The following is a 24,759-nucleotide window of genomic DNA, read 5'->3' as shown; positions in this document are numbered from 1 at the left end:
CTGTAGGCCAGTTCAAGGATAATATATTTACTTATGAAAATATAATAATCTGATAATGTAAACCTGAGGGAAGATTGCCATATTTACCGCTTCAAACAAACTAAAAAAATTATGTTCAAACAATTTCACCGCCTTCTCTCTCTGTCATTACTGGGATGGATGCTGGTATCCTGTTCGCAGGAGGATTTCACACCCAAGTCCAGTGAGCAGGATCTGGGCAGGATCGATTCTATTGCGAACGCCACCGCCACAAAGGACGACAACAGGGCGATGGGCAACCCGAGCGGGGCGAACACCAGCTATTCCAACTACCTCATCGACAAGCCGCAGTACTCAATGTCCTACAACTCCTACCGGGGCACCCCGAACTGGGTGAGCTGGCATTTGAGCAGCGCCTGGCTTGGCAGCACCCCGCGCCAGGACGACTTCAGGGCAGACAACTCACTGCCGAGCGCATTTTACAAAGTGCAGACCACGGACTATACGGGCAGTGGCTTTGACCGTGGGCACAATGCCCCATCAGCGGACCGCACCCTTACGGTGACAGATAATTCCGCCACTTTCCTGATGTCGAACATGATTCCGCAGGCACCCACCAATAACCAGCAAACCTGGGCCAATTTGGAAAATTATTGCCGCACACTGGTCAGCCAGGGCAATGAGCTTTACATCATCATGGGGCAGTATGGCAAAGGCGGTACCGGTAGCAATGGCTACAAAGAAACATTAGCAAGTGGCAAAATTACCGTGCCTAACCGTATCTGGAAAGTGATTGTAGTGCTGCCTGTAGGCACCAGCGACGTGAGCCGTGTGACGACAAGCACCCGCGTAATTGCCATCGACACGCCAAACTCTACCAGCATCAGCACCAGCTGGGGAACATACCGCACCACCGTTGACGCCATCGAAGCCAAAACCGGTTACAATATTCTCTCTAACGTGCCGGCCTCCATTCAGGACGTAATTGAGGCGCGTATAGACAACGGCCCTACTTCTTAAGGTATAGGTATAGCCTTCCTGATAAAAAAAAATCCCCGGCCAATGTGGCCGGGGATTTTTTTTATCAGGTTTCAACCAGCATCGTTTTGAGACCTGTAATCTCACCGGCTGGGGTTCGGCCTAGTATGAGTGCCAGAATCTGGGTTTCACCGATGCGGTATACCTTGACGTCCTGCAAAAGTTCCCGAAGCTTTTTCTGCAATTCCTCGAATCGTTTGGCCTGTTGCATGCCGGCTTCGCCTTGCTCGGGTCTGGCATGGGTCATGTTCCGGAAAAAATACGCCAGCTCCACAACCTCCACGGGATAGTCGGCCGGCATGGCAGCCATTTTCAGCACCGTTTCTTTGTTCAGCGCTTCGTTCTTGAAATTCTCTTCGTGAAAAAATTCAAAGGGAGCATCCGTTTCGCTCATCATAAGCAGGCCGTTGGTCGCCTCCTTCAGTTCAGTTTCAATCTGTTTCAGGTCCATAGTTTAGTTGCTTTTGCAAAAGAATGCTTCTTTTACTCCATTTGTCAGATCAGGTTCTTATATTTAGGTTAGACAGTGCGATGCTATTATACGTTAGCAAACCAAAACAAACAAGATAAAATTATGAAGGCAGAACCCATGCTGAAAGAAGGCGCTTTGAAAGGCAAAACGATCATCGTAACGGGGGGCGGCACTGGCCTTGGACGCTCCATGGTAAAATATTTTCTGGAGCTCGGAGCCAATGCTGTCATCTGCAGCCGCAAACAGGAGGTGCTGGAGCAGGCCGCACAGGAACTCATGCAGGAAACAGGCGGAGAGGTGCTTCCGGTGGTCTGCGATGTGCGCAAATACAACGAGATCGAAGCCATGCTGCAGGCCACGCTCGACAAATTCGGCAGGGTGGATGTGTTGGTCAACAACGCAGCCGGTAATTTTGTGAGTCCAACAGAGCGCCTAAGCCACAAAGCCTTCGACGTAATCACCGACATTGTGCTGAAAGGAAGCTACAACTGCACGCTGGCGTTGGGCAAGCATTGGATCGGGCAGAAGCAGGAGGGAACCATCCTCAACATCGTGACTACCTACGCCTGGACCGGATCCGGCTATGTAGTGCCATCCGCCTGCGCCAAAGCGGGCGTTCTGGCCATGACCCGCTCCCTGGCCTCAGAATGGGCGAAATACGGCATCCGTTCTAATGCCATTGCACCAGGTCCTTTCCCCACAGAAGGTGCCTGGACGAGACTCTTCCCGAAACAACTGGCAGATAAACTGGATCCGGTAAAGCGTATACCTGTCGGACGATTTGGTGAGCACCAGGAACTGGCCAACCTGGCGGCCTACCTGGTGTCAGACTACGCCGCGTTCGTGAACGGTGAAGTTGTAACGATAGATGGCGGCGAGTGGCTCTACGGTGCCGGTGAGTTCAATGCCTTCGACCAAATACCGCAGGAAATGTGGGATGCCATGGAGAAGCAAATGAGAGGGAAGCAGAGTTAGTGAGTTTAGGAGTTTGAGAGTTAAGGAGTTAGAGAGTTTGGAAATTCGTTGAACAGTAGAATTTTGCACGGAATAACTTCCTTTTATTAATAGTCTGCTTTCCGCAAAGAAAAAATCCCCGGACTGTGCACTCAGTGCTGCCCGGGGATTTTTCTTTGCAGTGCATGCCTTGTTATCGGCTCGGGCTTTTATGCAAACCGCTTTTCAATTTCACTGTCAGCATTACAATCGCTGGTCTGATAAATCTATAGGTAAGTATTCCAATAAGTGCCAGTAAGAATATGAAAACAGTGGGCAATATTGCTCCAAAGGTATAAGTCATGCCAGTTATAAATTCTAAGATAAACTCAGCGTAAAATATGGGAATAATTAAGCTGAGCACTAATATGATGTAAGGAATGTTGTCTAAAAAGGCGCTGTATCCATTTGTGAATGAAGTTGCTATCAAAACCCCTAAGCCCAAACCTGTTACAAAAAGTCTTAAAGCCTGTATTTGTAGGTTGCGCGTTTGCTGTCCCTGTGAAGATTGTTTGCCAATCCTCTTTTCCGATATACCTACAAGAAACCATGTAAGAACAGGAAGTGACAATCCGCTCCACCAATTGGAGATTGCAGGCAGGTTTTGTTGTTGCAGAATATGATGACTGGCGATACCACCATGATAATGCTCCCAAATAAGTAAGGAGAGAACTAAAACAGTTACAATACCTGTAAAAAGGACTTTGGAATTTGACCTGTTTTGTCCTCGAGCGATCTCTTTATTCATTATCATTCTCCATCCAATGATTGTCTGCTTGGCCTATAACGGCTGGGCTAAAGCACGCCTTGGTATGTTTTAGGTTGTGTTGGGCCAGGCAATTTTATTTCAACAGTGCTTCTATTTCGAGTTCAAGATTTGGGAGTTCCCGGATTACAATAGCCCATATAATATCTTCAGATACGGTATCATAGCCGTGAATTATTCTATTTCTAGTGTCTACAATTCTGCGGGCATGTGTTATCTGTATGTCAGGCTCAACTTTCAATATTCTGTGGATAGCTTCACCAATTATTTCCAGATTACGCTCAACTGCCCTTATTGTCTTTAGGTCTTTTTGGAAGAGTAGAAAATTCTTCTCGGCGGGTAAAAACTGATTTATTTCAGAAATTGCTTTTTTGATGTCAGCCAGCCAAATGCGGATTTAACTTTCCATAAACAAGTATCTTCGTCTGATCAATCTCCTGTTTGAGAAACGGATTCATGATTGCTTTCTGCTCTAGAAGGTCGATCTCCCTTTGGAATATTTGTTCTAATTGAAATTTTAATGCAAAGTAATGGTCAGAGTATTCTATGGGATCTTCAGAAGCAATGTCCACAACTAGATCAATATCACTGTCAGGCTTAAATCTATCCGTTGTTACAGAGCCAAATGCAAACAAAGAGCGAACACTATGTTCATCACACAGATTTTCGATTTGCTGTATATGATCTCTGATAGCTTTCATGGTGTCACAATTTACGCTTATTTTATTATACTGTTGATATTGATTTTTGTCTCGCCCAACGGACTGGTGTAGACGATGTGTAAGGCGTAGCCGAGCATAAAGTATACACGTGGTTGGCAGATGTTATTTTAGAAACCAATTTGAAAGTAGTAAAAGTCCTTTATGTAGTTTCCGTCAATGTTCTTGCGGAAATAAATCTTTTTTTCTTTCCTATCAATAATTGCCTCTTGAGCGATAAAGTCATTATCAATTACAGGAGTAGTTAAAAATTTTATTGTGTCTCCTTCAAGCTTGTACTTCCCTTCAAACCTTTCCTCACCAAACATCCAGTTAGAGAATATGATGTATTTTCCATTTTCATAGAGCGCTATGTCTATTCTGCTTCTGTCATCCAGGAAAGCGGCGTCCAATATTTTTCCACCTTCAAACATTCCATTTCTATTCCCAAAAGTGAGAAAGTAGCAAAATGCTACAGCGCAAGTGATTAAAATTGTAGACTTTTTTGGGAGATGCTTTGTTTTTGCTGAAGCTATAACAACTTTGAATATGTATACTATGCTTCCAACCAATGTCGCGAATAAAGCAAGGTCTACAAATATTTCATAAAGAGTGATGAAGTCAAATGCTACCACAATGTAGAGAGCATATGAAATACTTAGAATGAGCAAAAGCAACTTTGAATCCTTCTCTATACTTTGGGTATTATTCATCTTTTAATTAGAAATTGCTGCCAACGGCTTGTACATAAGGCGAGCAAGGTATAGCCGAAGCTTGGCTTATGTGCTGGGTTAGCCAAAGAGATTCTACTGTACAGCTTCCTGTTTATTTATCTGCCGAAATTTTAGAAATGTTGCTATAGTTCCAGCTGCTGCAAATGCCATGAATATTTTATTCACGATTCCTCCCGGCTCTGCATAAAGTAGCTCAAAGTAATTCGAGTTACTGCTTATGATTATTTCTACTGTTATGCTGAACAAGGCCAATGCAGAGAAATAAAACAGAGCCCCATAAAACACCTTTTCTTTTCTTCTTTCATCCTTAACTGCTACATACCTTATTGTCATGCCGACCATAAGTAGAGCGAAGGGTATTCCAATCATTTGCCCACCATGCCCATAAGCTGTCCAGATATACCCGAAGCGAAGACAGTAAAGGACTGATAATATTGTCAGTATTGATAAAGTGAGTCCTTTCATTCTATAACATTCATTTTGGCTAACGTTTAGTACAGGCTGCGAGCGAGGCGTAGCTGCGTATGGAGCCTGTGCCATGTTGTAGCAAGTTTTATTCAATTACTTTTCCAATAAATGGGAGCACCATTCCTAACAGAAGTGGCAGAACATAGACAACTTTATCAAGAAAATTAACATCTCTCATGTCCTCTGCGTCATAGCCAGATAGCCATACATAAGTAGGCTCAACTTTGTATATACTTTTATACAGCTTTCTAAGAAGTCCATATGAAAGCACATAGATGAAAGGGCCAAACAAAAAGTCAGCTGCATTCCCTCTTGCCATACCTGTACTTTCACTTCTGATTAAGAATCCAACAATGCCAATTGTCAAGGCTGCGACACCCATAACTAGTAATGTCCTATCACTTCTTAACCTTTTATCTATTCCTGCCAAAGCTATAATTACTGTTAGGGCAAGACCAACATTAGCAATTATTGAGGGGCTAATATTCATTAATTCAAATTTACTACAACGGTTTGTACATAAAACGAGCAAGGCGTAGCCGAAGCATGGTTTATGTGCTGGGTTAGCGTATGCAGTTTTACAGTTTTTTCAGTTTAATTAGAGAATACTCTCTCTTTAGAAGCTTTTTGTACTCTGTAGAATCAATCCATGCATATTTCACGTCTGATTCTCCATACTTCCATTCTTTATTCTTTGGAATGAAGTCATTATGCTCTCCAAACTCGCCACCAGAAAATTTCAAATATAGCTTTAGCTCTTCAACTAATTCACTCTCCAAATCTTCCGTTGTCCAATCAAAAGGATCAAAAGTAGAACCTAATTCAAAGGAGAGTACTTCGTAATATTTTATAAAGTCGAGGTCTCCTTTAAGAAATTCAGAAGTAATTCTCCTGAGGGTTAGAATAGATTCTTTCCTATCATCCATTTCGTGAATTCGTAATTACCTGTTGACGCTAACGTACTTGGCCATAAGGCGGCGTAGCTGGCTTATGGGTGTGGTTAGCCACAGGTTTTCTTCAAATTTTGTACACTACCTTGAGAGATGAATTGATTCTGTCTTTTAGCATTTCTATCAGTTCAGGCTCAAGGTACTCGTATTCATCTTCTATATGAAGTACTTCTAGGGGAGGTAATTCCAATTGCCTGTTGGTTCCTGCAATTCTTGCCCCCTGTCCTTGTTCCATAACATAAATGATGTCAGCCCAGAGTACGTCCTTTTCTTTTATTTGCCTTTCACTCTTTGGGCTAAGCCCGACTGACCTGATGTTAAAGCGCATGTCATTTTTAAAGATGTACTCTGCTGTTCTGCTTCTTCTCTTGTTTCGTCCACAAACTACCAGTATGTTCGGTTTTTCAGTCACAAAGGCTATTTTTCTTATGTTTTTATAAATTAACTTAGGGCTAACGGTTTGTACATAAGGTGAGCGAGGCTTAGCCAAGCTTGGCTTATGTGCTGGGTTAACTGATGTTATTCTTCGTTCTCCCAGAAATCCTTAATCTCTGGTATTTTGGCAGATGTTTTAATCATAATCCCACTTGCAACTACTCCCATTCCAAATCCACAGCTATAATTGTAATCTTCTGCTTCGTGATTGATGGTAACTTTTTGCTTGTGAAATGTGAATGTCAATCTACAATCAGATGTAGGTATTTCAGGCTCATCATAGGTATAGACGGCCTTATTGTCAACATAATCCAAAGTGTCCACAAAGGAACCAGAATTGTAGCTTGGATAGCCTTTATTGTAGTAGAAGCTAATTGCTAATCGGTTGTTGCCAATAAGTTTCACATGAACTTCACCGTAGTTAGCTCTTTCTCCATTCTTAAGCTTTTTACCTTGCAAAGTATATGAACCTGTTGGGTTAACATAGTTATTCTGGCCGTAAGACAAGACTGTCACAAGAATTAAGGCAAGGCCTAAAAAGCATTTCTTTTTATTCATAATTCTTATAACAGTTAACGGACTTGGCCATAAGGCGGCGTAGCTGGCTTATGGGTGTGGTTAGCCAATGTATTATTTCTCGATAATGCTTCTATTGATTTTGCCCAATAATGGTTGGATGTCTTTTAGGTTTTCTGGCCAATTATCTTCCCATGGGTATACCCCACTTACAGTTGGATAAACACACTGCAACACAGGGAAATCATTGCTTTCATAAAACCTGCTTGCCTGCCCAAAGTATTCATCATAGTTTTTCGCTTCTACGTCTAGCATTAGGCACTCAAAATCATCTAATATATCAGAGTAAAACTGTCCACCCTTGAATATTTTGCCTTCTTTGATGTCAAAGGCAATATTATTGATCAGTATATGGGCTAATTCTCTTTTTAGCCCAATCATTATGATTTCTGGATGCTGATAATTGTGAAACAGCCCTACTGAATAAGAAAAGCTAGGACCTTTTTCATCTTCTAAAACATGAATAACATGTAGTCCATGCTCTTTAATGTCAGAAAGTTGTTTTTCATACCCTGTCTTTTCTTTATTCATCTTTTCTATGATTACATATGCTGGCTAACTATCTGATAGCAGGACTACCTACTCCTACTATCTGCACTATGTGTGGAGTTTGGATACTACCTTTTTATGGGCTTTAAAACCAGAGGAGCCTTTCATTTCCATCACTTCCATAGCGCAACACTAATATACTTCATTTCTACAGATTGTCAAGCGGGCTCACGATTTTATCCAAGGCGTAGGTGGTAACGTGTGTGTAGATCTCGGTAGTTTTGCTGGAGCGGTGCCCCAGAAGCGTCTGGATGTAGCGCAGGTCAGTGCCCTGCTCCAGTAAATGGGTGGCAAAGGAGTGCCTGAGCGTATGGGGCGTGGCGTTGGTCTTCACCCCCGCCTTTTTGCGGCAGGCCTGGAACACATTGCGCAGGCTGTCTGCCGTGTACTGCCCGCCAAACTGCCCCTCAAAAAGCCACTCCTTCGGCCTGTGCTCCCTGTAATAGAGCCGAAGGTTCTCCAGCAGCCTCTGCGAGAGCACGGTGGTGCGGTCCTTTTTCCCCTTGCCGCCCCTGATCAGCAGCAGGTTACGGTCCGATTTCACGTCGGTGAGCCGCAGGTTGATCACCTCGCCGATCCGAAGCCCGCCCGCGTAGAGCAGCTGCAGCATGCAGCGGTGCTTGAGGTTGTCGGTGGCCTCCAGAATCCGCTTCACCTCCTCCTTGCTGAGCACGGTGGGCAGCCTATCGGGTTTCTCCGGGCGCTCCACATTGTTGAGCTGCACCTCGTGGCGCCCCAATACCCGCTGGAAGTAGAACTTGACAGCGTTAATGCTCTGGTTGATGAAAGAGCAGGAGTAGGCCCCTGCCTGCACCATCTGCCGGTGGTACTGGTTGATGTCCTCCTCGGTGAAGAGGTTGATTTGCCCCAGCCCCCTGTCTTTGTGGCTGTTGAGAAAGCGCAGCAGCAGAGAATGGTAGGTGCGGATCGTGTTCATGGAGTAGTTGAGCAGGTAGAGCTTCTCCAGGTAGTCCATCGGGCAGGGGATGTAGTCCGCCCCCTTCACGTAGGTCTGCTCCCAGAGCCTGCGCAGCAGCACAATATCGCGCACCACCAGCTCCTGGCTCAGCCATAGCCAGCCAATGCCCTCCAGTTCCTCGGCCAGGGCCTGTATGTGCTGTCCGCCTTCGGGTATGGCAAAACACTTTTGCTCCAGCTGCCAGGTGGCCAGCCTGCTGTGGCGCAGGGTCTCGTATACCTTCTGGCTGTGGCGGAAGGTGATGCCGACCACCGTCTTGTTTTCCCCCACCAGCATGGGCTGGAGCTTCACCACCGGCAAATCCGGCAGCTTTTGGAGGGGCTCGCCCTGCTGGCCACCAGCCAAAACAGCCACCAGCTTGCCAGGCTTCAGCCTTTTGGGCCGGTAGAGGTAGCGCGTGTTCACCTGAGCCAGCCCCTGAAAGTGCGCGAAGGTCATTTCCATGCTCTGCGGGCGGTGGTGCATCACAAAGCACCTATAGGTCTTGCTGTACTTGATCCAGTTGGCCTCCCTTAGCCGCTTCACTATAAAAGGGTTGGGCTTGTGCCATAGGCGGATGTATTTAGCGCCCTCATGCTCCAGAGCGTTGAGGTAGATAACTGGCTGATTGGACGGGAATTGCATGGTGCTTGAAATTAACAACCGCAATTAACCACATAAATCCAAGCCAGTCGTAAAATACCCGGGTAAGTCCGGCTATACCCGGCTTACCCGGGTATAGCCGGATAAAGGCGAATAGAACATGCAAGAGAGAACATGCAAGAGAGAACATGTGAAAACTGCAGCGTGAAGCTGACGGGCAGAATCGATAAGCGGTTCTGCGGCGACCAGTGCCGCTCGGTAGCCAAAAACAGCCGAAAGGCACAGAACGCGGGCGAGCGCCTGATGAAGGAAATCAACAACAAGCTGCGCCATAACCGCTTTGTGCTGCAGCGCCACAGCCCCGAGGGCAAGACCACCCTGCGGCGGGAAGTGCTCCAGGCGGCCGGCTTCGACTTCCGCCACTTCACCCACCTCTACCGCACCAAACAGGGCAACACCTATTACTTCTGCTATGACTACGGGTACCTGCTGCTGCCCGACGAGAAGGTGCTCATCGTCAACTGGCAACCTTACATGGAGCAGAGCTAGGTATAAGGACACCCGCACGCCAATATAGCGCCAACAAAAAGCCCCGTCTGATCGACCAGACGGGGCTTCCTGCAATAGGGGAGAAACAGTACTTAGTTTACAACCTCAGCTGCCTCCTTTTCTTTCTTTTTGGCGGCTTTTCTGGCGGCCTTCTCAGCTTTGCGCTTTTCTTTATCAGAAAGCTGCGTTGCCTCTGCCGGAATTTCGGATTTGCGACGAGCGTCAACCTGCGGCAGACCCGACGTATTGTCATTTACCAGTGTCATCTCTTTCACCAAATGACCGGCACCGGCAAATTTGTCTACAATAAACAGCATGTAGCGCACGTCCACCGAAATGTTGCGTACCTGGTCCGGGTTATAGGTCAGGTCGCTCATGGTGCCTTCCCAGTTACGGTCGAAGTTCGTGCCAATCAGTTGGCCATTGGCATTGATCACCGGAGAACCAGAGTTACCGCCAGTGGTATGGTTCGAGGCGATGAAGGCGACAGGCAGCTGTCCGTTTACGCCGTAAGGGCCGTAATCTTTGTTGTCATACAGTTCCTGCAGGCGGGCAGGTATAGCATAGTCTTCCGCAGCACCGGAGGCGGCTTTCTCTATAATGCCTTCCAGCGTGGTATAGTACTTGTATTTCACGCCGTCCACCGGCTCATAAGGCTCCACTTTGCCGTAAGCCACACGTAGCGTAGAGTTGGCATCCGGGTAGAACTTACGATCTGCCTGCATCTCACGCAAACCGGCTACATACGTTCTGTAAAGCAGGTTCAGGTTATCGTTTACCTTGGTGTAGGTAGGCAGAATATTGGTGCGGTAGTGGTCGTTGATGCTACTGGCCAGTTGGAAGCCCGCATCATTTTTCAGCGGGTTGCCTTGACCGGCCCTTGTATCTGCAATAGCCTGGCGAACGCCTTTCTCCGATGTGAACAGCGATTTGCCGTATACCTCCTCGGCATATTTACTGAAATCACCCTTGTACTTCTGGCGAACAGTTTTAAAAGCCTCCGGATGCATATTCGGGTCTATCCCTTCGTAATACATGCTCATCAGAGCGGCAAACACTTTCTTGTCGGTAGGAGCGTGGTAGTCTTTATAGAAACCAGGTATGCCGCGCTCCAGACGATCCAGCTGTGCATTGATTTCCTGTTGCGGTGCCTTGGCCTCAAGCAGTTCGTTCAGTTTGATATACTCATTGGCATACCTGACGAGCTCCACGCCCCAGGCAGCTTCCAGTATGTAATCACGGGAAATAGTGATGCCTTCCAGCGCCTTGTAGTTGTTGGCAAACTCGGTAATCAGGTTACCATAGGTCTGTTTGCGGCTGGCATCCGCATTGGCCCACTGTGTAAACTGCTGCTCGAGTTCCTGCTTGCGGGCAATCGTGTTGGCTTTGCGCAGGCCACGGTTCTCACCGATCCACTTTTTCCAGGCATTGGCCACGCTGGCATATTTGGCGGCGTACTGTATGCGCACCGCGTCGGAGGCTTTCATGTCTTTATCCAGAATCGCCAGTTTGGTATCGCGGATCTTGATCTTTGCCGGGTTCGATACTTCGTAGATTTCCTCAATTGCATGCGAGGTCAGGTACTCGTTGGTACGGCCCGGGAAACCGAACACCATGGTGAAGTCGTTCTCCTGCACACCACTCAGCGAGATGGGCAGGTGATGCTTTGGCTTGTAGGGTTTGTTGTTGGGCGAGTAGTCGGCTGGCTTGTTGTCCTCTCCTGCATAGATGCGGAAGATGGAGAAGTCACCGGTATGGCGTGGCCACATCCAGTTGTCGGTATCGCCACCGAACTTACCGATTGAGGACGGAGGTGCACCCACCATGCGGATATCGCGGAAGGTTTCCGTTACATACATGTAGTATTCGTTGCCATAGAAGAACGGGCGAATCACGGCATCATAATGCGTGCCGGCAGTAGCCTGCTGGCGCACTTTGCTGATGTTTTGCTGCACCATTTTTTCGCGCTCGGCCTCGGAGACATTTGCCGGTATACCTGCCAGAATCTGCTGTGTCACGTCTTCCATGCGAACGATGAAAGTAGCGGTCAGGCCCGGATTCGGAAGCTCCTGTTCACGGGTCATGGCCCAAAAGCCCTCTGTCAGGTAATCCTTCTCCACGGTGCTGTGGTTCTGGATCTGGCCGTAGCCGCAATGGTGGTTGGTAAGCAAAAGACCTTCCGAGGAAATCATCTCGCCGGTGCAGAAACCGCCAAACGAAACGATGGCGTCTTTGAGGCTGGACTGGTTGATGCTGTAAATGTCTTCGGCAGAGAGTCTCATGCCTTTTTTCTGCATTTCCGATTCGTTGAGCTGCTTGAGAAGCATAGGCAGCCACATACCCTCGTCAGGTCGGGCCGTGCTTATACCTAAACTCAGGCAGGCAGCAGCAAAAAATGCTACGATGCGTTTGCTGATCATGTTAGATTTATTTTGTGTTGGTTTTGAAAGCCGAAGATACAGAATAAAGAGGAATTAGGAATTGAACCGGCCTCACCAATTAATATAGAACCAGAACAGGAACCACTAAAACAAAAGGCTGTTGCAAGATTTGCAACAGCCTTTCGCTTATTTCCCCTGATAACATCAAGTACACGCACAGAGTCTTTTACAGGGAATGCCTGAGAGTCTATAGATGAAATTCTTAATTCTTAATTCTTAATTCTTAATTCTTTAAAGCGTTCCCATGGTGGGTTCAAAGTTTTTGCTGCTTTCCCAGGCCTTGAAGTTTGAGATCTCTTTCTGGAAGGAGTCGATGAACCAGGCCATCAGGCTGATATCGTCCAGGAATCCGATCACGGGTATAAAGTCAGGTATAATATCCAGCGGCGTGACCAGGTATAGCAGCACCGCCACGCCAATCAGCATGGACTTTTTGGAAACATCCCGGTAAGACCCGTTAACATAGGACCTCACCAGGCGAATGAACGTCTGCATAACCTCCTTTACCTGCTCAAACCCGCTTTTGCCGCTGTCTACATCCACCAGCTTGCCATAGGCGGTCGTCAGCAGCATGCCCAGCTTCACCGGCTTGGACATCAGTCCTCCAGCTTTCCCCAAAAATTTCTTAAAAATCGTGTGCTGCGATAACTGCAGTCCCTTATTTATCAAATCTTGAATCATGGTTTCGGATTTTCGTTTGGACCTTATACGGTGTCGGTTCTGATTAGGTATAGGGGAAAGGAACCGTCTGTAGCCATCCATCCATGTCAATAAAAATAATTATGGGCCGATGCTTGGCTGAATGATTTTTTCTACTTTAAATTGGTGTACCTTTAACAGCTAATTGTACAACATTCTTCCAGGCATTTTGCAGATTTTATGAAAGCGTCGCTCTACGTGCTGGTATCGCTGCTCATGGCGGCGACTGCTGTTTATTTTGGTTCCTACCTGCTGCCGGTGTCTTACGAAGTCAGTCGTTCGGTTACGGTGCAGGCAAAGGCAGAACAGGTATATCCGCTCATCAGCAACCCTACCGAGTGGGAGAGGTGGAATGCCTGGAACAAGTCCTATGACCCGTCCATGATCCGGTTGTATGGAGGCCCCATGGCAGGCAAAGGGGCATCGCAGGAGTGGCACGGCGATAGAGTAGGCACCGTGAGAATGCAGTTCACAGAAAGCACGCCACCTTCGCTGCTGAATTATAAGCTGTATACAAAAGGCACAGCCCACATCACCAACGGAGTCTTCAGCCTGGAACCTGTCACGGAAGGAACACGCATAGTATGGCAACAGGAGACAACCCTGGACGATTCTACGCTGGGCAGGTATAAGGGCTTCTTCAAAAAGCTTAAAACAGAGCAGGAAACCGAACAAAGTTTACTGGCCCTGAAGTCGCTGGTTGAAAACAAAAGCGGCTCCCTCACCAAAAATTAATGGTTACAAAAGCCCGATCGTAGTTTATGATAGGAAGCATTTAAAAGCAAGGCCCTGGCTATACCTTAGCCAGGGCCTTGCTTTTTTAAAACGAGATCGCTAATTATAGCAATTCATTAGCCAGGTTCGCCAGTTCGGAGCGTTCCCCTTTGAGCAAAGTGATGTGTGCGTATAAAGGGTGGTTCCGGGCCCTGTCAATCAGGTACGAAAGGCCATTACTCTGCGAGTCCAGATAGGGTGTATCGATCTGGTAGATATCACCCGTAAACACAATCTTAGTATTCTCGCCGGCCCTTGATATAATGGTCTTCACTTCGTGCGGAGTCAGGTTCTGCGCCTCATCCACGATGAAGTAGATATTGGAAAGGCTGCGCCCGCGAATGTAGGCCAGCGGTGTAATCACCAACTTCTCCAGATCTACCAATTCCCGGATCTTCTGATACTCCTTGCTGTTCTCGGCATACTGGTTTTGGATGTACTTGAGGTTATCCCATAGCGGCTCCATATAAGGGTTCAGCTTCGATTTGATATCGCCAGGCAAATAGCCAATATCTTTATTGCTGAGCGGCACAATAGGCCTTGCCAGGTATATTTGCTTGTAATCGCGGCGCTGCTCCAACGCACTGGCCAGGGCCAGCAAGGTCTTGCCAGTTCCTGCCACCCCCTGTATGCTGACTAGCTTGATCTTTGGGTTGAGCAGGGCATGCATGGCAAAGGTCTGCTCGGCATTGCGCGGCTTCACGCCAAAGGCACTCTGCTTGTCAACCCGCTCAAACTGATTCTCAGAGGGATTGTAGTAAGAGAGGATCGAGTTTTTAAAGCTTTTGAGCACATAGAAGTGATTGTCGGGCGGTGTTTCCTTGGTCACTTTGCCACTTTCGCATATGCCTTGCTCATACAAGTCGTTGATGACGTTGGGTGCCACATCCTCCAGCGTATCGCTACCGGTATAAAGGCCGGCCACGTCCTGAATCTTGCCTGTCTCGTAGTCTTCGGCCGTCAGGTTGAGAGAACGGGCTTTCAGGCGTAGGTTGATGTCCTTGGTGACCAGCACCACCTTGCTTTTGGGGAAATCCTGCTGCATGTGCAGGGCTGAGTTGAGGATATGGTGGTCGTTCTTATCCCCGAAAATCTTGGTGGCGTCGAGTTTGGCGCTGCCATTCATCATGACCTTGAACTTGCCTTTGGTCTTGCCGTTGAGCGGAATCCACTCCTGCAGCATGTGTTCTGAGGAGAGCTTGTCGATGAAACGGATAAATTCACGCGCCTCAAAGTTCTTGATGTCGTTGCCTTTCTTGAAGTTATCGAGCTCCTCAAGCACCGTGATCGGGATGGCAACATCGTGCTCCTGAAAGTTTTGCACCGCACTGTGATCGTAGAGAATGACGGAGGTATCGAGTACGAAAATCTTCTTGGTTTTGGCTTCGGCAGTTTTGGTGTTATCTGCTGCAGTGGCTCTTACTTTGCTGGCTGTGCGGGACAGTTTCTCAGACGTCGCCTCCTTGGGTTTCTGGGTTTGCTTGGGCATAAGGGTAGGGCTAAAGGGTGAACTTACTCTTATTTACGAAAAGCCCTGCGCTTTGGTCTATATCCAAAACACTATATTGGAATCCACGAACAAATCCTGTTATAGCGGCTTAGCAAAGCAAAATATAGAGGCCTGATTTAGAAAACCTTACAAACCAAATTTAGTAAAACTAAATATTTAGTTTAAAAAATAAAATTTTTATATTTGAACAGGAAGCCCACCTTAACTTCATGCTCAACCCTATGCGTAGCAGTTACGTCTTATTTTTCATCTTGCTCATTTTAATGCCTTTTATGGCAACAGCAGAGCCTGTCAGGAAGAAGCTGCAATGGCCGTTTAAGCCCAATCGTTACGACAAGGCAAACCGCCAGCATGGCATGTGGAAGCTATACCTGAGCGACAACACCACACTGTTGCGCAAAGGCAGGTATAGGCACGGGCAGGAGAGAGGAAAGTGGCGCTATTATTATTCGGACGGCACAATAAGAAAGATTGAGTACCATAAGCCAGGCAGCAAGGAATTTCTGGTTAAAATTTTCCACGACAATGGCCAACTGGAAAAACAGGGAATGGCTAAAGTAGTGGAAACGGCGCGGGACATCCACTATTTCTGGTTTGGGACCTGGCAGGTATACAACCGGCAAGGACAGTTCAGCCACTCCGAATACTATGAAAAAGGAAATGAAATAACTTTGGACTTGGTTGGCAGAAAAAACTTGCAGCCCGACTAACTCAAGGTATAGTAAGCTTCTTTTTCTTTATCGTGGAGTCGCAGGTAGCCATGTATCACCAGCTTGACCAGCAAGCGGTAGGCCCGTCGTTCAGAGAGGTTCGCTATTTTCGTGTACTGCCGCAGCGTAACACGCCGGTTCAGGGCCAGGTAATCCAACACAGCCTGTTCATGCCGATCCAAAGGTATAGGCTCAAATTCTGGCTCCTCTGCCTGCATTGCTTTATTCACCATCTTACTGGTTTGCACGCTGGTGTCTTTCACGCGCACATAGCCGCGCCAATCGCCCTCTTTTACCTTGGCAAAGTGCGGTTTGTGGCTGCTCTCCGGTACAGTCACTTTCAGGATAGTGTGCCCATCCACCTCGACTTCCTCATACGCCAGCTTTAAGGGCGGATCACAGTAAAAACCGGCGGCCAGTTCCAAAGTATGTTTCTCTTCTTCGGGGTCTATACCTACCAGCCTCCCGTCGTCCTTTACGCCAATAAGAACGGTACCACCCCGGGTGTTTGCGAAGGAAACCAGCGTGCGGGCTATTTTGTCAGGTTGGGTGACACGCTGTTTAAAATCTACCTGGTCGTTTTCACCCTGCCAGATCAGGTGCTGTAGGTCATCCATAGGTGAGGGTTTTTGCAATGGGAGGAGACGGCTATACCTTAAACGAAAGCATGGTCTCCGGTTTATGGATACTGCCACAAGTATTTAAAATGTAGAAGGCATAAAAAAAGCGAGCCACAGGGGCCCGCTTTTCTTTACGTAATATTTTATTAGAAAGGCAGGTCGTTGTCTGCGTCGCTGCTATAGAAAGACGGAGCGGCTGATTCCTGAGCCGGGGCACCAGCAGGAGCGCCAAATCCGCCGTTGGCCGCAGCACCTTCTATACGCCAGGCCTGCAGGTTCGTGAAATACATGGTCTGACCGTTCTTGGTGAAAGGCTTGCCGGTCAGGTTGAAGGTTACTTTGATCTCATCACCTTGCTTGTACTGCTCTATCAGGCTGCACTTATCCTGCGTGAGCTGGAACTTGCAGTGCTGCGTGTACTGCCCGTCAGGAATCTCCAGTACGAACTCACGCTTTCTGAACTTTTCACTTACTTGCTGCTCCTCAAACACTTCGTACAGCTTTCCTTGAATATCAAACGACATAAAATAAACTTTTGAATGAATACATTGATCTAATTACAAATATACAAAATCTTTGCCTTCATGCGGACAGAATTGCGGTCGGTCCCATATTTTTTCGCCTGATTTTGCCTCTTCCTGAACAGGGCTGCCAAAATGGGCGTAGGAGGCTAAAAAACCAACCAATACCATACCATGCCTGACTTTTCAATCGCCATACACGGAGGTGCCGGCACCATTACCCCGGCATCTATGACACCTGAACTCGAAAAAGCTTACAAGGGCGCATTGGCAAAAGCCCTGGACAAAGGCTATCGTGTGCTTGCTGACGGCGGAACAGCCCTGGACGCCGTTGAAATAGCCGTGGCAGAACTAGAGGATTCGCATTTGTTCAATGCCGGAAGAGGATCTGTGTTCACCAAAGAAGGAAAGCATGAGATGGATGCGGCCATCATGTGCGGAAAGACACTCGAGGCAGGCGCTGTCGCCGGCGTGCGCAGTATCCGGAATCCGGTTACGCTGACCCGGGCGATCATGGAGCACTCTGACCATGTGTTCATGAGCGGGTATGGCGCCGAGGAATTTGCCCGCAAGCACGGCATCGCCTTTGAGCCGGAGGAGTATTTCTATGACTCGCACCGCTATAAACAGTGGCGTGATGTGCGCGATACCGATGTGTTCATGCTCGACCACACCGAAGAAAGGAAATTTGGCACAGTGGGAGCTGTCGCCCGGGACGAAGCAGGTAATCTGGCAGCGGCTACCTCAACCGGCGGCATGACCAACAAAAACTTCAATCGAATAGGGGACACCCCGATCATTGGCTCTGGCACCTATGCCAACAACAAGACCTGCGCCATTTCCTGTACCGGACATGGGGAGTATTTCATCCGGGCGGTGGTGGCCTATGACGTATCCTGTCTGATGGAATACAAGGGCTATACCTTGCAACAGGCCTGCAACCTGGTTGTGAAGGAAAAACTGGTGAAGTTCGGCGGAGAAGGCGGCCTGATTGCTGTTGATGCGGCCGGAAACCTGGCCTTGCCATTTAACTCAGAAGGTATGTACCGTGGTAGCCGCACCAGTAACGGCGATGCGAAGGTGGCTATTTACAAAGGCTAACTGCGGTCTTCTGACTGAAGCTCTTTCTTTTCGAGCAGTTCCATGCTTTTGAAAAACACCCGTGAATTGATATTGAATACATTGCCTTTGGCCAGAACGTGCATCATCATGCCGGCTATTGCCACTGGTTTGCCCGGTTCGATGTCATTTATATTGGTATAGTCCACGCCGTGCCCATCTACTATCACAACCAGGTTTGAGCCAATGGTCTCGATCATGTGGCCTTGGGTGATGAGTACCCCGGTGTCTTCGCCCAGGCCTATACCTACGGTTTTGGGATGCGTTACCACGGCTTCCATGAGCCTCCCGAAACGCCCCCGGATCACGAAGTGCGAATCGATGATGACACCGGAAATCAACCCAAATCCCTGGCCGATTTTAACAGAGCCGCGCAGCAGGGCCTCTGTCGAACTGCCTCCTTTGATCATGATCTCAGACATGGCCATGGCACCGGCGCTTGTTCCGGCCACCACAAACTCCTCGTTCCAATAGCGGTGCTTCACGATTTCAAGAAATTCCGTATTGCCAAAAATCCTGGTCAGCCGGGACTGGTCCCCCCCGCTGAACATCACGCCGTCAGCCTTTTTGATACGCTCTAAATACTCAGGTTTCAAGGCGTCTTCCTCTTCCCGGATGTGCATCAGGTGAACGTTGTCACAACCCAAAATGGCAAATGCGCTTTCATAGCGCTCCCCGACCTCCTCAGGTATAAGCGAAGCCGTGGTGATCACTTCAATAACAGGGGCTTTGGCGGGAATCTCGCTCAGGAAACGCTTCAGAATACCCAGCTCAAAAAAATCAAGGTAATACTTTTTCTTTGTCCTTGGGTTTGGGTACGAACCCTTGTCTTCATTTCCGCCAATTGCAATAAGCTTTCCTTTAGGTATTTCCACGTTTTTGCTGCTTTACTCTGGTAATGTATTGAATGCGCAATGAAATTATTTTAGGTATACTGCTCTAACAGACTACCCAACTAAGAGTACCAAAATTTTACGAATTCGTTACGCCATCCCGGCATTTATTAATAACCTGGTTTGCCACCAGTCCGATTCAAAAGCCCGTTCTCGTAAAGTTACAGATATAATTATATAGTAATAGTCATATACACGAAGCAATCCAATTTTGCAAATATAGACTTTGCCTAATAATAATTATATTTTCTAACCTATGAAAAAACATACCGTATAGTAAGTCCACAAGCAATTGTAATTAATAATCGACGCTAAACCTTTCCAAGCTATGAAACTAAACAACCTGAACGACTTATTTATCCACGAACTCAAGGACATCTATAATGCCGAAAAGCAAATCACAAAGGCGCTGCCTAAAATGATGAAGGAGGCTTCTTCGCCGCAGCTGAAAAAAGCGTTTGAGATGCACCTGGCTGAGACTGAAACTCAGATTGAGCGACTGGAGAAAGTCTTCGAATTAATGGGCAAGAAAGCCTCTGGCGAAAAATGCAAGGCGATGGAAGGAATCATCAAGGAAGCGCAGGACATGATGTCCGAAAACGCTGACTCTGATGTGATGGACGCCGCCCTGATTGCCTCAGCACAACGCGTGGAGCACTACGAAATAGCAGGATACGGTACGCTATGTACCTATGCCAAGCAGTTGGGCCACACAGAGGTGCTGAACCTGTTGCACAAAACGCTGGAGGAAGAAAAAGCCACTGACCTAAAGCTGACCGATATTGCCGAAAGTAAAATCAATATCAAAGCTGAACACAAGCAGAAGTAACACGCTAAAACATACCGAAAAAAATCTGTCCTTTCCCCAAGCTACCCAAGCTGGCCAGAAGGAGACAGATTTTTTTCGTTTCAGCCAAAAAACAAAGCCCCGCTTGATGGCGGGGCTTTTTGTTTTTAAGGCAGGGGTAATCTATTTCAGCAGGGCATCCAGTGTGTTGGTTGACACAGCATGGTAGTTAGGTTTTGCCCTTACATAAATCTCCTGTGCCTTTTTCTTGCCCGTAGGCGTGGTGATTAGTGCTTTATAGAGGGGCACCAGGAACTTGCGACGGCCCACACTGGTCAGGAACTTGTCGAGTGCTTTGTCAGCCGCTGTATAGTTGTTGCGGATGGTATGGATAAACCACGCGGCCAAAACCTCCGAATTGCCAGAGTTGGAAAACCCAAACGCCTTATCCAGTTCCGCCATCTGCTGCTGCGACATTTGCTCCGGAAGCAAGCGGATGAAATGCAGCCATTCGTGACTGGACCAGTCTTTTGTTTGAAGCTGATTGGCTGGCTTACCGCTTTTCCAGGAATTAAATGCTGCTGCTACCTGTGCAAATCGGCTTGAAGTCGGTTTTTTGTGGTCGTCAGGCAAGCCGGGCGTATACACCCAGCCTTCAATATTGATCTGCTCGGCCAATTGCTCATCCCCCTTAATCAGCTCTGTTCTGAGGAAATCCAGGAAAAGGTCGGTATTGGTGCTCTTGAAAGCGAAGGTCTGGAAGTACTTGTTGAGGAACTGGTCAAAACGTTCCCGTCCGACGGCACGCTCTATGTTTTGCAGGAAGAAATTGCCTTTCTCGTAGGCGATATCCGTCAAACCTTCGTCCGGGTCACGGCCTTCCAGGTCCAGCTTCAGGCGAGTATCGTCGCTATTGCTTCCCAGTTCTTCCAGGGTATGCTCGAGGTCCTGATACCCGAGTACGTTGAGCATGTCTGCATAGTCTTTGCCATAAATTTCCTCCATGATGCGGCGTTCAAAGTAAACCGTGAAGCCCTCATTAAGCCAGAAATCATCCCAGGTGCCGTTGGTTACCAGGTTGCCGCTCCAGCTGTGTGCCAGCTCATGGGCAATCAGGCTGGTCAGGGAGCGGTCTTTGGCCAACACGGTAGGCGTTACGAAGGTCAGACGTGGGTTTTCCATGCCACCAAAAGGGAAGGAGGGAGGCAGTACCAGCAAATCGTACCGATCCCAACGGTATTTGCCGTAAAGCTTTTCGGCTGCCACCAGCATTTTATCCATTTCAGCAAACTCGTAAACGGCTGCGTCTATCGTGGCAGGCTCAGCGTAGATACCGGTTTGGCTGCCGATTGGCTTAAACACCATATCCCCCACAGACAAGGCCATCAGATAAGAAGGGATAGCCTGACGCATTTCGAAGGTATAGGATCCGGTGTTGTTCTTCTGCTGTGGATTTTCAGCACTCATCACGGCCATGAGCTCTTTTGGCACTTGCACTTTGGCGCTGTAGGTGATGCGTATACCTGGGCTGTCCTGTATCGGAATCCAGGTACGGGCCAAAATGGCCTGCGACTGCGTGAATAGGAAAGGGTGCTTCTTGCCGGCCGTCTGCTGCGGATTGAGCCATTGCAAAGCATCAGCGTTGGCGGTTGTGCTGTACTGAATGGTTACATAATCAGTTTCTGGCTTAATATCGACAATAAGTGGTTTACCCAGAAATTTCTTTTCGTCGCCAAGCCTAAAAGTGGTGGGTGTTTGCTCCTTCCCCAGGTATACCTGCTCAATGTTTAGTCCTCGGGTATCGAAAATGATCTGGTTTCCTTTTGCCAGGTTCTCGATCTGATAAGATGCCTTGCCACTGATGACTTTCTTATCGAAGTCGACAGCTATATCCAGATCCAGGTGGCGGGCCACGGCCTCAGCGGGTTTGGCGTAGCTGTGCACGTCGGATGGTGCCTGGGCTATACCTAGTTGTTCGGTTGTCATAGTTTCTTCGGTGCTTGTGGTTTGAGTACTGCAGGCGGCCAGTTGCAGGCATCCTGCCAATCCTAGGCCAAGTAAATAAGTACGGTATGGGTTCATAGTCTTTATATAATGGTGTTGTAAGATACATGATTTGACCTAAAGAATAAAAAACCCTTTGCCGCAACGCCTTATTCCGTATTATATATATGTCATGTTATGCAGGGCCATATCACTTATATGGGCCTCTACGTCGGAAATATATACCTGAAACTATCTTTTAAAAGAGGGCCATGCCAGGCTATCATAACATTTTGGTCGAGATTGAAGTACATAAAGCAAATTCAAAGACTAACGGCAACCTGCTGCATTAAAATAGCACAATTTTAAGTAAGGCAAGAATTTATCCTGCACCAAAGACAGGAGACTTCCCCTGACAGCAGCGTTGCTCTAAAACCCATAAAAATGAACCCTTCAAGATTAACAGAACTAAAGCGATACAGCCTCGCCCTGCTGTGCTCCGTGTTGGTTGCTTCCTGTAATGGGAGCAGCGATGGCAAGGAAGAAAGTTCAGGTGTGAAAGACCTGCTTGGCATGTCAACGCTCACGCAGACCAGCACCGATAGTATCTTTATCAAAAACTACATCGAAAAAGAAGCTCAGTTTAAAGAGCATGCTGATTTGATCTACCTGTTTTACGGCGACCGGGACTATAACCTGGCTTGGTTTAAAGACACTGATCTGGTGCCGCAGTCTGAGAAACTGCTCACTACGCTCACCCAGGCATCTAAAGAAGGACTTGACCCGAAAGAATATAAGGTAGTGGACATTAATGAGATGATTGCCCGCTATGAGGGGCTAGGTCGTAAGGACTCCGCTCGTCTTGAATTGCAGCAGCAGATTGACGTGGCGCTTACGGCCACTTATTTCAACTATGCCTCTGACTTTTACCGCGGGCGGTTAAACCCAGGTAATGTCAAGAAGGTGCAGTGGGGCGTGCGTAACAACAAGATCAAACTGCACAAAGCCTTGCAAACCATTCTGAAAGAACGAGAAAGCACTTACCCCTACTATGAGTTTGAAGCCCTGCACAAAGGGTATATCGATTTGCGCGATGCATTGCAGAAGTACCGTGAATTAGAACAGAAAGGCGGTTGGGCAAAAGTTGAGCTAGGAAACAGAAAGTCATTGCAAAAGGGTGACACTGCAGCGGCCGTTGTCGCACTCCGCAAACGTCTGAACCCCACTGCGCAAATAGACGCCAACAATCCCAAAATGCGCCTCTTCGATGAGAGACTGGAAGCGGAAGTAAAACAATTCCAGCGACTGCACGGGCTCGATGAAGATGGAAAAATAGGCGGCAACACCCTGAAAACCATGAACGTGCCAGTGGAGGACCGCATACAGCAAATCATGATGAACATGGAACGCTGGCGCTGGATACCGAAGCGACTGGTGCCTAAGAACCTTGACCAAAAGTACATTTGGGTGAATATCCCGGAGTACAAGCTCTACATTTACGAAGATCCGTCCAATAGTCCGGAAGCAGAGCGGGCTTATAAAAAGACCATGGAAATGAATGTGATCGTGGGTAAGACAATGCACTCTACTCCAATCTTCAGCGACAAAATGGAATATGTGGTGCTTGCACCTTACTGGAACGTTCCCAACAGTATTGTGGAGAAGGAAATAGCCCCGGCCATGCTGCGCAATCCAGGCTATCTGGAGAGGCAGAATATGGAGATCGTGACAAAAGAACGCAACCCCAAACCCATTTCGGCCAGCTCCATCGACTGGGGGTCTGTGACAGAAAAGAACTTCCCTTACATGGTGCGCCAGCGTCCGGGTTCTAAAAATGCCCTTGGCCATGTTAAATTCCTTTTCCCCAATGAGCACGCCGTATACCTGCACGACACTCCTACAGATCAACTTTTCAGCCAGACACAACGAGGCTTCAGCCATGGTTGCGTTCGCCTTCAGCGGCCGCTTGATTTGGCTAAATATGTGCTGAAGGACATGCCCGAATGGACCGAAAGCAGAATTCAGTCAACGATTAACGGAGGGGAAGAAGAATGGATCACCTTGCCTAAAAAGCTACAGGTATACCTGGTGTACTTTACCAGTTGGGTCGATGAAGACGGCAACGTCCACTTCCGTGAGGATATTTACGGACACGACAAAAAGCTAGAGCAGGAATTGTTTAGCTAACCAATTCTAGCAGCATGTATCACCCTAACATTATAGCTGTGAAAAACCTATGGCTTGTTTTGTGCCTTGCCGCCGTTTATATAGTGACAGGCTGTGATGGTAGTAAACAGGATGATTCCAATGAAAAGGCCGGGGATGTCCTGAAGCAACAGGAGGCTGTGCAGGATACGACTTTGCAGAAAGTGGAAGAAATTTCCATTCGGGCAATAGGAGGGGAGGACACCGCCCGCATGGCATTTGACCAGGATACCTTGGAGGTAAAGGCCGGTTCGTTGGTTCGGCTAGAACTGATTAACGAAGGTACAGACCCGAAAATGATCTTGAACATCGTTTTTATTAGGCCGGGGCTTTATCAAATGGCAGCAGAGCAAGGCAGCAGTGCCGGAGCTTCGGGCAATTACCTTCCCGATAGCGCTATCATGCTGGCGGCTTCCCCGCTGGCATTGCCTGGCCAAACGGTCAGTATGGAGTTTACAGCTCCCCTTGAGCCCGGAGATTATGATTTTGTCAGCACTTATCCTGGCGACCACCAAAAGTTGAGGGGAAAGCTGATCGTGAAATAAAGAGATACAACAAGGCCCCTGCCATAACGGGGGCCTTGTTGCTTTATGTATGTAAGAAAATGCGCTAACTGACTTCTAAGTCACAACCCAGCTGCTTGTCAGCAACTGTTGAAACTCCACTCTGAGAACCATTAGCAGGCAGAGTCAGTAAAAACAACATGTCACAATCAACCTATTTTGCCTT

At 47.7% G+C, this 24,759-nt stretch carries 28 protein-coding genes; 9 read left to right on the top strand and 19 right to left on the bottom strand.

Going from position 1 to position 24,759, the window contains the following annotated elements:
• Positions 1-111 precede the first annotated feature (111 nt).
• Complete coding sequence (locus H9Q13_RS03410) at positions 112-999, top strand: DNA/RNA non-specific endonuclease (protein WP_191182329.1); 888 nt, start codon at positions 112-114, stop codon at positions 997-999.
• A gap of 64 nt (positions 1,000-1,063) precedes the next feature.
• Here H9Q13_RS03410 and H9Q13_RS03405 read toward each other — a convergent pair whose 3' ends face one another.
• Positions 1,064-1,468: a nuclease A inhibitor family protein gene (locus tag H9Q13_RS03405; RefSeq protein ID WP_191182328.1), complete on the bottom strand. Its 405-nt coding sequence runs from the start codon at positions 1,466-1,468 to the stop codon at positions 1,064-1,066.
• Between the two features lie 123 nt (positions 1,469-1,591).
• On the opposite strand from H9Q13_RS03405, the gene H9Q13_RS03400 reads away from it, so the two are divergent.
• A complete protein-coding gene (locus H9Q13_RS03400; RefSeq protein ID WP_224744038.1) occupies positions 1,592-2,464 on the top strand; it encodes an SDR family oxidoreductase in 873 nt (290 codons plus the stop codon).
• A 172-nt stretch (positions 2,465-2,636) separates the two neighbouring features.
• Here H9Q13_RS03400 and H9Q13_RS03395 read toward each other — a convergent pair whose 3' ends face one another.
• From H9Q13_RS03395 to H9Q13_RS03345, 11 genes are all read right to left on the bottom strand, one after another.
• Positions 2,637-3,230, bottom strand: a complete 594-nt coding sequence (locus H9Q13_RS03395; RefSeq protein ID WP_191182327.1) for a hypothetical protein — start codon at positions 3,228-3,230, stop codon at positions 2,637-2,639.
• Between the two features lie 94 nt (positions 3,231-3,324).
• Complete coding sequence (locus H9Q13_RS03390; RefSeq protein ID WP_317173871.1) at positions 3,325-3,612, bottom strand: HepT-like ribonuclease domain-containing protein; 288 nt, start codon at positions 3,610-3,612, stop codon at positions 3,325-3,327.
• A gap of 13 nt (positions 3,613-3,625) precedes the next feature.
• Positions 3,626-3,949, bottom strand: a complete 324-nt coding sequence (locus H9Q13_RS03385; protein ID WP_191182326.1) for a nucleotidyltransferase family protein — start codon at positions 3,947-3,949, stop codon at positions 3,626-3,628.
• A 128-nt stretch (positions 3,950-4,077) separates the two neighbouring features.
• Positions 4,078-4,659 carry a hypothetical protein gene (locus H9Q13_RS03380; protein WP_191182325.1) on the bottom strand — a complete coding sequence of 194 codons (582 nt, stop codon included), beginning with the start codon at positions 4,657-4,659 and terminating at the stop codon, positions 4,078-4,080.
• Positions 4,660-4,752: 93 nt separating this feature from the next.
• Positions 4,753-5,145 (bottom strand): hypothetical protein, encoded by a 393-nt coding sequence (locus H9Q13_RS03375; RefSeq protein ID WP_191182324.1) that lies wholly within the window; start codon positions 5,143-5,145, stop codon positions 4,753-4,755.
• Between the two features lie 88 nt (positions 5,146-5,233).
• Positions 5,234-5,638 (bottom strand): hypothetical protein, encoded by a 405-nt coding sequence (locus tag H9Q13_RS03370; protein WP_191182323.1) that lies wholly within the window; start codon positions 5,636-5,638, stop codon positions 5,234-5,236.
• Between the two features lie 88 nt (positions 5,639-5,726).
• Positions 5,727-6,074, bottom strand: coding sequence for a hypothetical protein (locus H9Q13_RS03365; RefSeq protein ID WP_191182322.1), 348 nt, complete (start codon positions 6,072-6,074; stop codon positions 5,727-5,729).
• A gap of 91 nt (positions 6,075-6,165) precedes the next feature.
• Positions 6,166-6,588: a protein-tyrosine-phosphatase gene (locus tag H9Q13_RS03360; protein WP_224744037.1), complete on the bottom strand. Its 423-nt coding sequence runs from the start codon at positions 6,586-6,588 to the stop codon at positions 6,166-6,168.
• Positions 6,589-6,617: 29 nt separating this feature from the next.
• Positions 6,618-7,091 carry a hypothetical protein gene (locus H9Q13_RS03355; RefSeq protein WP_191182321.1) on the bottom strand — a complete coding sequence of 158 codons (474 nt, stop codon included), beginning with the start codon at positions 7,089-7,091 and terminating at the stop codon, positions 6,618-6,620.
• 72 nt (positions 7,092-7,163) lie between these two features.
• On the bottom strand, positions 7,164-7,640 hold the full coding sequence (locus H9Q13_RS03350; RefSeq protein ID WP_191182320.1) for a DUF4262 domain-containing protein: 477 nt from the start codon (positions 7,638-7,640) through the stop codon (positions 7,164-7,166).
• Positions 7,641-7,806: 166 nt separating this feature from the next.
• On the bottom strand, positions 7,807-9,261 hold the full coding sequence (locus H9Q13_RS03345) for a tyrosine-type recombinase/integrase (protein ID WP_191182319.1): 1,455 nt from the start codon (positions 9,259-9,261) through the stop codon (positions 7,807-7,809).
• A 132-nt stretch (positions 9,262-9,393) separates the two neighbouring features.
• On the opposite strand from H9Q13_RS03345, the gene H9Q13_RS03340 reads away from it, so the two are divergent.
• Complete coding sequence (locus H9Q13_RS03340) at positions 9,394-9,768, top strand: hypothetical protein (RefSeq protein WP_191182318.1); 375 nt, start codon at positions 9,394-9,396, stop codon at positions 9,766-9,768.
• A gap of 92 nt (positions 9,769-9,860) precedes the next feature.
• Here the strand turns inward: H9Q13_RS03340 and H9Q13_RS03335 are convergent, their stop codons facing one another.
• Positions 9,861-12,188, bottom strand: coding sequence for a S46 family peptidase (locus H9Q13_RS03335; RefSeq protein WP_191182317.1), 2,328 nt, complete (start codon positions 12,186-12,188; stop codon positions 9,861-9,863).
• 252 nt (positions 12,189-12,440) lie between these two features.
• The gene (locus tag H9Q13_RS03330) at positions 12,441-12,890 is read right to left on the bottom strand and encodes a YkvA family protein (protein ID WP_191182316.1); all 450 of its coding nucleotides are present in this window, start codon (positions 12,888-12,890) and stop codon (positions 12,441-12,443) included.
• A 198-nt stretch (positions 12,891-13,088) separates the two neighbouring features.
• Between H9Q13_RS03330 and H9Q13_RS03325 the strand changes: the two genes are divergently transcribed.
• Positions 13,089-13,643, top strand: coding sequence for an SRPBCC family protein (locus H9Q13_RS03325; protein WP_191182315.1), 555 nt, complete (start codon positions 13,089-13,091; stop codon positions 13,641-13,643).
• Positions 13,644-13,746: 103 nt separating this feature from the next.
• Here the strand turns inward: H9Q13_RS03325 and H9Q13_RS03320 are convergent, their stop codons facing one another.
• Positions 13,747-15,171, bottom strand: coding sequence for a PhoH family protein (locus H9Q13_RS03320; RefSeq protein ID WP_224744036.1), 1,425 nt, complete (start codon positions 15,169-15,171; stop codon positions 13,747-13,749).
• Positions 15,172-15,464: 293 nt separating this feature from the next.
• On the opposite strand from H9Q13_RS03320, the gene H9Q13_RS03315 reads away from it, so the two are divergent.
• Positions 15,465-15,902, top strand: a complete 438-nt coding sequence (locus tag H9Q13_RS03315) for a toxin-antitoxin system YwqK family antitoxin (protein WP_224744035.1) — start codon at positions 15,465-15,467, stop codon at positions 15,900-15,902.
• Here H9Q13_RS03315 and H9Q13_RS03310 read toward each other — a convergent pair.
• Positions 15,899-16,519, bottom strand: coding sequence for an AlbA family DNA-binding domain-containing protein (locus tag H9Q13_RS03310; protein WP_191182314.1), 621 nt, complete (start codon positions 16,517-16,519; stop codon positions 15,899-15,901). The two genes, H9Q13_RS03315 and H9Q13_RS03310, sit on opposite strands and share 4 nt — an antisense overlap.
• Before the next feature lie 149 nt (positions 16,520-16,668).
• Positions 16,669-17,046, bottom strand: coding sequence for a DUF3127 domain-containing protein (locus tag H9Q13_RS03305; protein ID WP_191182313.1), 378 nt, complete (start codon positions 17,044-17,046; stop codon positions 16,669-16,671).
• Positions 17,047-17,217: 171 nt separating this feature from the next.
• Here H9Q13_RS03305 and H9Q13_RS03300 point away from each other — a divergent pair, with 171 nt between their 5' ends.
• On the top strand, positions 17,218-18,144 hold the full coding sequence (locus tag H9Q13_RS03300) for an isoaspartyl peptidase/L-asparaginase family protein (RefSeq protein WP_191182312.1): 927 nt from the start codon (positions 17,218-17,220) through the stop codon (positions 18,142-18,144).
• Here H9Q13_RS03300 and H9Q13_RS03295 read toward each other — a convergent pair.
• Positions 18,141-19,037, bottom strand: a complete 897-nt coding sequence (locus H9Q13_RS03295) for a cyanophycinase (RefSeq protein ID WP_191182311.1) — start codon at positions 19,035-19,037, stop codon at positions 18,141-18,143. The two genes, H9Q13_RS03300 and H9Q13_RS03295, sit on opposite strands and share 4 nt — an antisense overlap.
• Before the next feature lie 346 nt (positions 19,038-19,383).
• Here H9Q13_RS03295 and H9Q13_RS03290 point away from each other — a divergent pair, with 346 nt between their 5' ends.
• Positions 19,384-19,884 carry a YciE/YciF ferroxidase family protein gene (locus H9Q13_RS03290; RefSeq protein ID WP_191182310.1) on the top strand — a complete coding sequence of 167 codons (501 nt, stop codon included), beginning with the start codon at positions 19,384-19,386 and terminating at the stop codon, positions 19,882-19,884.
• A gap of 141 nt (positions 19,885-20,025) precedes the next feature.
• Here the strand turns inward: H9Q13_RS03290 and H9Q13_RS03285 are convergent, their stop codons facing one another.
• A complete protein-coding gene (locus H9Q13_RS03285) occupies positions 20,026-21,924 on the bottom strand; it encodes a M1 family metallopeptidase (RefSeq protein WP_224744034.1) in 1,899 nt (632 codons plus the stop codon).
• A gap of 345 nt (positions 21,925-22,269) precedes the next feature.
• Between H9Q13_RS03285 and H9Q13_RS03280 the strand changes: the two genes are divergently transcribed.
• Both H9Q13_RS03280 and H9Q13_RS03275 read left to right on the top strand, forming a co-directional pair.
• The gene (locus tag H9Q13_RS03280; RefSeq protein ID WP_191182309.1) at positions 22,270-24,012 is read left to right on the top strand and encodes a L,D-transpeptidase family protein; all 1,743 of its coding nucleotides are present in this window, start codon (positions 22,270-22,272) and stop codon (positions 24,010-24,012) included.
• A 38-nt stretch (positions 24,013-24,050) separates the two neighbouring features.
• Positions 24,051-24,575, top strand: a complete 525-nt coding sequence (locus H9Q13_RS03275) for a plastocyanin/azurin family copper-binding protein (RefSeq protein ID WP_317173863.1) — start codon at positions 24,051-24,053, stop codon at positions 24,573-24,575.
• Positions 24,576-24,759: the final 184 nt, after the last annotated feature.

It is taken from the genome of Pontibacter aquaedesilientis (genome assembly GCF_014773225.1).
Lineage (GTDB): Bacteria > Bacteroidota > Bacteroidia > Cytophagales > Hymenobacteraceae > Pontibacter > Pontibacter aquaedesilientis.
Note: the sequence above shows the minus strand (reverse complement) of the source record. Positions and strands in the feature narration are given on the sequence as shown.

Coding starts and splice junctions, on each gene's coding strand:
- H9Q13_RS03335 (WP_191182317.1), bottom strand. CDS start 12,188: ATGATCAGCAAACGCATCGTAGCATTTTTTGCTGCTGCCTGCCTGAGT.
- H9Q13_RS03410 (WP_191182329.1), top strand. CDS start 112: ATGTTCAAACAATTTCACCGCCTTCTCTCTCTGTCATTACTGGGATGG.
- H9Q13_RS03380 (WP_191182325.1), bottom strand. CDS start 4,659: ATGAATAATACCCAAAGTATAGAGAAGGATTCAAAGTTGCTTTTGCTC.
- H9Q13_RS03355 (WP_191182321.1), bottom strand. CDS start 7,091: ATGAATAAAAAGAAATGCTTTTTAGGCCTTGCCTTAATTCTTGTGACA.
- H9Q13_RS03385 (WP_191182326.1), bottom strand. CDS start 3,949: ATGAAAGCTATCAGAGATCATATACAGCAAATCGAAAATCTGTGTGAT.
- H9Q13_RS03325 (WP_191182315.1), top strand. CDS start 13,089: ATGAAAGCGTCGCTCTACGTGCTGGTATCGCTGCTCATGGCGGCGACT.
- H9Q13_RS03340 (WP_191182318.1), top strand. CDS start 9,394: ATGCAAGAGAGAACATGTGAAAACTGCAGCGTGAAGCTGACGGGCAGA.
- H9Q13_RS03320 (WP_224744036.1), bottom strand. CDS start 15,171: ATGCCCAAGCAAACCCAGAAACCCAAGGAGGCGACGTCTGAGAAACTG.
- H9Q13_RS03280 (WP_191182309.1), top strand. CDS start 22,270: ATGAACCCTTCAAGATTAACAGAACTAAAGCGATACAGCCTCGCCCTG.
- H9Q13_RS03330 (WP_191182316.1), bottom strand. CDS start 12,890: ATGATTCAAGATTTGATAAATAAGGGACTGCAGTTATCGCAGCACACG.
- H9Q13_RS03290 (WP_191182310.1), top strand. CDS start 19,384: ATGAAACTAAACAACCTGAACGACTTATTTATCCACGAACTCAAGGAC.
- H9Q13_RS03285 (WP_224744034.1), bottom strand. CDS start 21,924: ATGAACCCATACCGTACTTATTTACTTGGCCTAGGATTGGCAGGATGC.
- H9Q13_RS03345 (WP_191182319.1), bottom strand. CDS start 9,261: ATGCAATTCCCGTCCAATCAGCCAGTTATCTACCTCAACGCTCTGGAG.
- H9Q13_RS03375 (WP_191182324.1), bottom strand. CDS start 5,145: ATGAAAGGACTCACTTTATCAATACTGACAATATTATCAGTCCTTTAC.
- H9Q13_RS03400 (WP_224744038.1), top strand. CDS start 1,592: ATGAAGGCAGAACCCATGCTGAAAGAAGGCGCTTTGAAAGGCAAAACG.
- H9Q13_RS03370 (WP_191182323.1), bottom strand. CDS start 5,638: ATGAATATTAGCCCCTCAATAATTGCTAATGTTGGTCTTGCCCTAACA.
- H9Q13_RS03315 (WP_224744035.1), top strand. CDS start 15,465: ATGGCAACAGCAGAGCCTGTCAGGAAGAAGCTGCAATGGCCGTTTAAG.
- H9Q13_RS03395 (WP_191182327.1), bottom strand. CDS start 3,230: ATGAATAAAGAGATCGCTCGAGGACAAAACAGGTCAAATTCCAAAGTC.
- H9Q13_RS03310 (WP_191182314.1), bottom strand. CDS start 16,519: ATGGATGACCTACAGCACCTGATCTGGCAGGGTGAAAACGACCAGGTA.
- H9Q13_RS03365 (WP_191182322.1), bottom strand. CDS start 6,074: ATGGATGATAGGAAAGAATCTATTCTAACCCTCAGGAGAATTACTTCT.
- H9Q13_RS03305 (WP_191182313.1), bottom strand. CDS start 17,046: ATGTCGTTTGATATTCAAGGAAAGCTGTACGAAGTGTTTGAGGAGCAG.
- H9Q13_RS03405 (WP_191182328.1), bottom strand. CDS start 1,468: ATGGACCTGAAACAGATTGAAACTGAACTGAAGGAGGCGACCAACGGC.
- H9Q13_RS03350 (WP_191182320.1), bottom strand. CDS start 7,640: ATGAATAAAGAAAAGACAGGGTATGAAAAACAACTTTCTGACATTAAA.
- H9Q13_RS03300 (WP_191182312.1), top strand. CDS start 17,218: ATGCCTGACTTTTCAATCGCCATACACGGAGGTGCCGGCACCATTACC.